Annotated in this window: 1 protein-coding gene; it reads left to right on the top strand. The window is 69.7% G+C overall.

The features are described from left to right. Nucleotides 1–7,109 (top strand): type I polyketide synthase (locus ACH4SI_RS41855; RefSeq protein ID WP_398306268.1); only part of this gene is annotated, 7,109 nt, incomplete at its 5' end. Between the last annotated feature and the right edge of the window lie 44 nt (nucleotides 7,110–7,153).

Here is a 7,153-nt window from a genome sequence, read left to right as displayed (position 1 = left end):
ACCCCGCCATCACCCACACCGCACCCCACACCCGGACCTACCTCGAACTCGGCCCCGACCCCACCCTCACCACCGCAACCCAACACACCCTCCACCACAACCAGCATCCAACCCCTCTCCTCACAGCAACCCTCACCCGCAAACAACCCGAAACCCAGGCGTTTACACACACCCTGGCACGACTCCACACCGCCGGGACCACAGTCGACTGGGCCCCCTGGTATCCCGCCGTCCCGACGCCACGCACCATCGAACTCCCCACCTACGCCTTCCAACGCCAGCACTTCTGGCTCGCCTCCTCCGAGACGGCCACGGCCGTCACCGAGACCGCGCAAGCGGACCGGGTGTTCTGGGAAGCCGTGGAGCGCGAGGACCTGGAATCCCTCGCCGCGACCCTTGACTCCCCTGCCGATCAGCAGCCCATGCTGGGCGCCGTGCTGCCGACTCTGTCGGCCTGGCGACGGCAACATCGCGAGCAAGCGGTCATCGACTCGTGGCGGTACCGGACCACTTGGAAGCAACTTCCCGCGCCCGCCACACCCGCCGCGCTCTCCGGCACCTGGCTATTGCTCATTCCGGCTGAACACGCCGACCACCCCGCCGTGGCAACCGTCGAACAGGCCCTCACCACGCACGGCGCCACTCCCCTCCCCCACACGCTCGAGGCCGGTCACGTCCATCGCGGTGATCTGGCTGAAGACCTCACCCGGTTCGCCGTCGACAGCGAGCCGACGGGGATCGTGAGCCTGCTCGCGCTCGCCCAGGAGCCGCATCCCGCCTACGCCGCGGTTCCCTCCGGGCTCGTCGCCACCACCGCCCTGGTCCAGGCCCTCGGTGACGCCGAGGTGGCCGCGCCCCTGTGGTGCCTCACCCAGGGTGCTGTCGCCATCCATCCCGCCGACCCGCTCCCCAGCCCGCGCCAGGCGCAGACCTGGGGATTCGGCCGCGCGGCCGCGCTGGAACACGCCCGTCGCTGGGGTGGTCTGATCGACCTCCCCACCGTCATCGATCACGGCACCGCCGACCGCCTCGCGGCGCTTCTCGCGCCCGGGCAGCCCGAGGACCAGGCCGCGATCCGCGCCACCGGCGCGTACGCCCACCGCCTCCGTCGCGCTCCCCAGCCCTCCACGAGCCGTGTTCCGTGGCAGCCGACCGGTACGACGCTCATCACCGGCGGTACCGGCGGGCTCAGCGCACACATCGCACGCTGGCTCGCCCGCAACGGCGCACCCCACCTCCACCTCACCAGCCGCACCGGACCAGACGCCCCGGGCGCCGCCGACCTCGCACAAGAACTCACCGACCTCGGCACCACCGTCACCATCACCGCCTGCGACGTCTCCGACCGCACCGCCCTCCACCACCTCATCGAAACCATCCCCACCGAACACCCCCTCACCACCGTCATCCACGCCGCCGGCGCCTCCGACACCGAGCTGATCGCCGATCTCCAGCCGGAGCGCCTCCAGCATGTGCTGGAGCCCAAAGCCCTGGGCGCCGCGCATCTGCACGACCTCACAAAAGATCTCGACCTCAGCGCCTTTGTCCTCTTCTCCTCCGGCGCCGCCTCCTGGGGCGGCAGCCGACAGGCCGCCTACGCCGCCGCCAACACCTACCTCGACGCCCTCGCCGAACACCGACACCGTCAAGGACTCCCCGCCACCAGCATCGCCTGGGGACCCTGGAGCGACGCGGGCATGGCCGCCGACGAGACGGCGCTCGCCTTCTACGGACGGCGGGGGCTGGCCCCGCTCAGCCCCGATGTCGCGGTTGCTGCGCTCCACCACGCGCTCAATCACCGCGACACCACCGTCACCATCGCGGACATCGACTGGGAGAAGTTCCCCGCCACCTTCACGGCACAACGGCCGAGTCCGTTGCTCTCCGACCTGATCGAGCTCGCCACACACCCGGCGGATCATGTCCCCGCCCCGTCGCTTGTCACACCGCTGCGCCAGCAGCTCGACTCCAGCACCCCCGCCCAGCAGCATCAGCTGCTCCTCCACCAGATCCAGTCCCTGGCGGCCGCAATCCTGGGCCACGCCGGGCCCGATGCCATTCCCCCCGCCCAGCCGTTCCAGGAGCTGGGGTTCGACTCCCTCACCGCCGTCGAACTCCGTAACCAGCTCGCCACTCTCACAGGAATCGATCTTCCGCCCTCACTCATCTTCGACCACCCCACACCGCACACCCTGGCGACCCATCTGTGTGCCGACATCACGGGGCTGCAGACAGCTGTCACCGCCCATGCGTCGACCGCGGCCGCGCTCGACGAGCCCATCGCGATCGTCGGAATGGCCTGCCGCTATCCCGGTGGCGCGCGCAACCCGAAGGATCTGTGGGAGCTGGTCGTCGCCCACCGCGACGCCATCACGGAAATGCCGACCGACCGGCACTGGGACCTGAACACGCTCTTCCACCCCGACCCTGACCACTCGGGTACGAGTTACGTCCGCGAGGGTGGCTTTCTGCACGACGCGCCCGCGTTCGACGCGGCGTTCTTCGGGATCAGCCCGCGTGAAGCGCTCGCCATGGACCCCCAACAGCGGCTGCTCCTCGAAACCGCCTGGGAGACCTTCGAAAACGCGGGACTCGACCGTGACGCGCTCAGCGGCAGCAACACCGGCGTCTTCGCCGGAGTGACCTCCCAGGACTATCTGTCGCTCACCGGCGATACGGCAAGCGATGTCGAGGGCTACGTCGCCACGGGAAACATCGGCAGCGTGGTGTCCGGTCGGGTGGCGTACTCGTTCGGTCTGGAAGGGCCCGCGGTGACGGTCGACACGGCGTGCTCGTCGTCGCTGGTCGCGATGCATCTGGCGGCTCAGGCGCTACGGCAGGGCGAATGCACCCTCGCCCTGGCCGGCGGGGTGACGGTGATGGCCACCCCGGGCGCGTTCATCGAATTCTCCCGCCAGCGCGGTCTCGCCCCCGATGCCCGGTGCAAGCCGTTCGCCGCGGCCGCCGACGGCATGGTGTGGGGCGAGGGCGTGGGTCTCGTCCTGCTGGAGCGGCTGTCGGACGCCCGGCGCAACGGCCACCGCGTGCTGGCGCTCGTACGGGGCTCGGCAGTCAACCAGGACGGCACCAGCAACGGCCTGACGGCGCCGAACGGGCCCTCGCAGCAGCGAGTGATCCGCCAGGCGCTCGCCAACGCACGGCTGACACCGTCCGAGGTGGACGCGGTCGAGGCCCACGGCACCGGGACCACCCTCGGCGACCCCATCGAGGCCCAGGCACTGCTGGCCACGTACGGACAGGACCGGCCGGAGAGCCGGCCGCTGTGGCTCGGCTCCATCAAGTCCAACATCGGCCACACCCAGGCCGCCGCGGGGGTGGCCGGTGTCATCAAGATGGTGATGGCGATGCGGCACGGGCTCCTGCCCAGCTCGCTGCACATCGACGAGCCCAGTCCGAACGTGGACTGGAGCGCGGGTGACGTACGGCTGCTCACCGAGCCCATCCCATGGCCGCAGGGCGAGCAGCCACGCCGGGCAGGTGTCTCATCCTTCGGCATCAGCGGCACGAACGCCCATCTGATCCTGGAGCAAGCTCCCCATCAGGTAGCGCCGGTTCCCACCGTCGGCGGTGTCGTGCCGTGGCTGGTGTCCGCACAGAGCCCAGAGGCCCTTCGGGGCCAGGCCGCGGTCCTGGCCGAGCGCGTCTGCGCTGAGGACGACGTATCGCCGGTCGAGGTGGGCTGGTCACTGCTCAAGACCCGCTCGCACTTCGACCACCGGGCCGTCATCGTCGGGGAAAGCCGCGAAGAACTGGCGGCGGGATTGCAAGCGCTGGCCACCGGTGCACCGCACCCTGCCGTGGTACACCCCAGAGGTCGTGTAAGCGGCTCGGGTCAGACGGTGTTCCTGTTCAGCGGTCAGGGCAGCCAGCGCCCCGGCATGGGCGCGGCACTGTACGACCGGTTCCCCGTCTTCGCCGAAGCCTTCGACGAAGTGTGCACACTCCTGGACCCCCACCTGGAACACCCGCTCCGGCCCGTCGTCTTCGGCCAGGACCCCGAGCAGGCGCGGCTGCTGGACCACACCACCTACACCCAAGCCGGACTCTTCGCCCTCCACATCGCCCTCGCCCGACTCCTCGCCTCCACCGGCATCACCCCAGACGCCGTCATCGGCCACTCCATCGGCGAGGTCGCCGCCGCCCATGTGGCCGGCGTCTTCGACCTCCCCGACGCCTGCCGACTCGTCGCCGCCCGCGCCACCCTCATGGGCCGACTCCCGGGCGGCGGCGCCATGGCCACCATCGCCGCCACCCCCGACGAGCTCGCCGAAGACCTCGCCGAGCACGACGGACAGGTCACCATCGCCGCCCTCAACACCCCCATCAACACCGTCGTCTCAGGGCCCGCAGAACCGGTGGCCCGGATCAGCGCGACCTGGGCCGCCAAGGGCCGCAAGACGAAGACCCTGGCAGTCAGCCATGCCTTCCACTCCCCACAGATGGACCCCATCCTCGAACCCTTCACCCAAGCCATCACCGGCCTGACCTATCACCAACCCACCCTCCCCCTCATCAGCAACCTCACCGGACACCCCGCCGACGAACAGATCGCCACCCCCGACTACTGGGCCCAGCACATCCGCCAACCCGTCCACTTCCACCCCGCCATCACCCACACCGCACCCGAAACATCCACCTTCCTGGAATTGGGACCAGATCCGGTCCTGGCCACCGCAACACAACACACACTCAGCCACGCCACCACCGACACCGACCAGCCCAGCCCCCTGGTCACGGCCACCCTCACCCGCAAACAACCCGACGTCCACGCCTTCGCCAACGCCTTGGCACGACTCCACACCGCCGGGACCACAGTCGACTGGGCGCCCTGGTTCCCCGCCGGCCCAGCCCCACGCACCGTCGAACTCCCCACCTACGCCTTCCAACACCAACGCTTCTGGCTCGCCCCGCCCACTCGCCGTCACGACGGCCGCGGCGCGCAGCATGACGCGACCGAGGCGCAGCTGTGGGGCGCCATCGAAGCGCAGGATGTGGACGCCCTCACCAGCACGCTCCAACTGGGGGAGGACGGCCCCGGCATCGATGCCCTGCTGCCCGCCCTCCCCCTTCTCTCGGCCTGGCGGCGACGGCACCGGGAGCACTCCACCATCGACTCGTGGCGCTACCGGATCGCCTGGGCCCACCTGCCCGACGCGGCAGCAACTCCTGCCCTCACCGGCACCTGGCTGCTCCTTGTGCCATCCGGCCTGGCCGAGCACCCGGCCGTCCAGGCCGCCGCCCAGGCGCTCGATGCCCACGGCGCGACGCGGGAAACGCTCACCATCAACACCGTTGCTGTTCATCGCGAGGTCCTCGCCCAGCAGCTCGCCGGTCCCGACGGCGTACGTACCGCACCCGTCGGCGTACTGAGCCTCCTCGCCCTCGACGAGACCACCCACCCGGATCACCCGGCCGTTCCCACCGGACTGGCCGCCACCATGGCCCTGGTCCCGGCCCTCGATGAACTCGGGTGGCCCACCGCCCTGTGGTGCCTCACCCAAGGTGCCGTGGCGGCCACCTCCTCCGATGCGCTCCCCCATCCCCATCAGGCACAGACCTGGGGGTTCGGCCGGGTTGCCGCACTGGAGTACCCCCGGCTCTGGGGTGGTTTGATCGACCTGCCCGACACCATCGATGTCCGCACTCCCGGCCGGATCGCGGGGATGCTCATGCCCGGGCAGCCCGAGGATCAGGTGGCGATCCGTTCGACCGTCCTGGGCCGCCGTCTTGAGCATGCGCCCGCCACCGACGCGCCGGCGGCCCCCTGGCAGCCGACCGGTACCACGCTCATCACCGGTGGTACCGGCGGGCTCAGCGCACACATCGCACGCTGGCTCGCCCGCAACGGCGCACCCCACCTCCACCTCACCAGCCGCACCGGACCAGACGCCCCGGGCGCCGCCGACCTCGCACAAGAACTCACCGACCTCGGCACCACCGTCACCATCACCGCCTGCGACGTCTCCGACCGCACCGCCCTCCACCACCTCATCGAAACCATCCCCACCGAACACCCCCTCACTGCCGTCATCCACGCCGCCGGTATCGCGGAGAACACATCACTCGCGGAGATCGACCTCCCGCACATCAACGAGGTCCTTCAGCCCAAGGCGCTCGCCGCCACGCATCTCCATGAACTGACCAAGGACCACGACCTCAGCGCCTTTGTCCTCTTCTCCTCCGGCGCCGCATCCTGGGGCGGCAGCCGACAGGCCGCCTACGCCGCCGCCAACACCTACCTCGACGCCCTCGCCGAACACCGACACCGTCAAGGACTCCCCGCCACCAGCATCGCCTGGGCGCCCTGGGGCGACGCGGGCATGGCCTCCGACGAGGCCGTCATCGACTATTACCACCGGCGCGGGATGAATCCGCTCGACCCGGACCTCGCCATCGCTTCCCTTCAACACTCCCTCGACCATGACGACATCACCGTCACCGTCGCCGACATCGACTGGCAGAAGTTCCCGGCCAGTTTTACGGCGCAACGGCCGAGTCCCCTCCTCACCCGCCTCATGCCCATCCCGTCGTCCGGCGCCGACGCCCCGGATTCGACGGCGACTGTCAGCTCGCTCCAGCAACAACTGGCGTGCGGCACACCCGCCCAACAGCATCAACTTCTCCTCCATCACCTGCGGACGCACGCGGCCGCAATCCTCGGCCACCCCACCACGGACGCCGTCCCCGCCACCCAGCCATTCCAGGAGCTGGGGTTCGATTCCCTCACCGCCGTCGAATTCGGTAACCGGCTCACCGCCGCCACCGGTATCGATCTTCCACCCACTCTCATCTTCGATCACCCCACGCCCAAAGAACTCGCGGACTTCCTGCGCGAGCGACTTGTCGACACGGATGTGACCTCCGAGGGGCGGTTGCTGTCGGACCTCGACAAGTGGGATTCGGTGTCGGAGCCGTCCGCGGTGGACGAGGCGGCCCGTCGCCGGATCACCGGCCGGCTGCAACTACTGCTGGCCAAGTGGAGCGATACGGAACGCGAAGCGGGCCGTTCCACGGCTCACAGCGAGCTTGAGACAGCAACAGCGGAAGACATTTTCGACCTCATTTCCGATGAGTTCGGAAAGTCGTGAGCCCGATGACCTCCACCCTCCGCGCCGCGCCAAGGAGCTTGCGC

Source organism: Streptomyces sp. NPDC021212 (assembly GCF_044332925.1).
Taxonomy (GTDB): domain Bacteria; phylum Actinomycetota; class Actinomycetes; order Streptomycetales; family Streptomycetaceae; genus Streptomyces.
The sequence above is the reverse complement of the archived record's forward strand: the minus strand, read 5'-3'. Positions and strand labels throughout refer to the sequence as shown.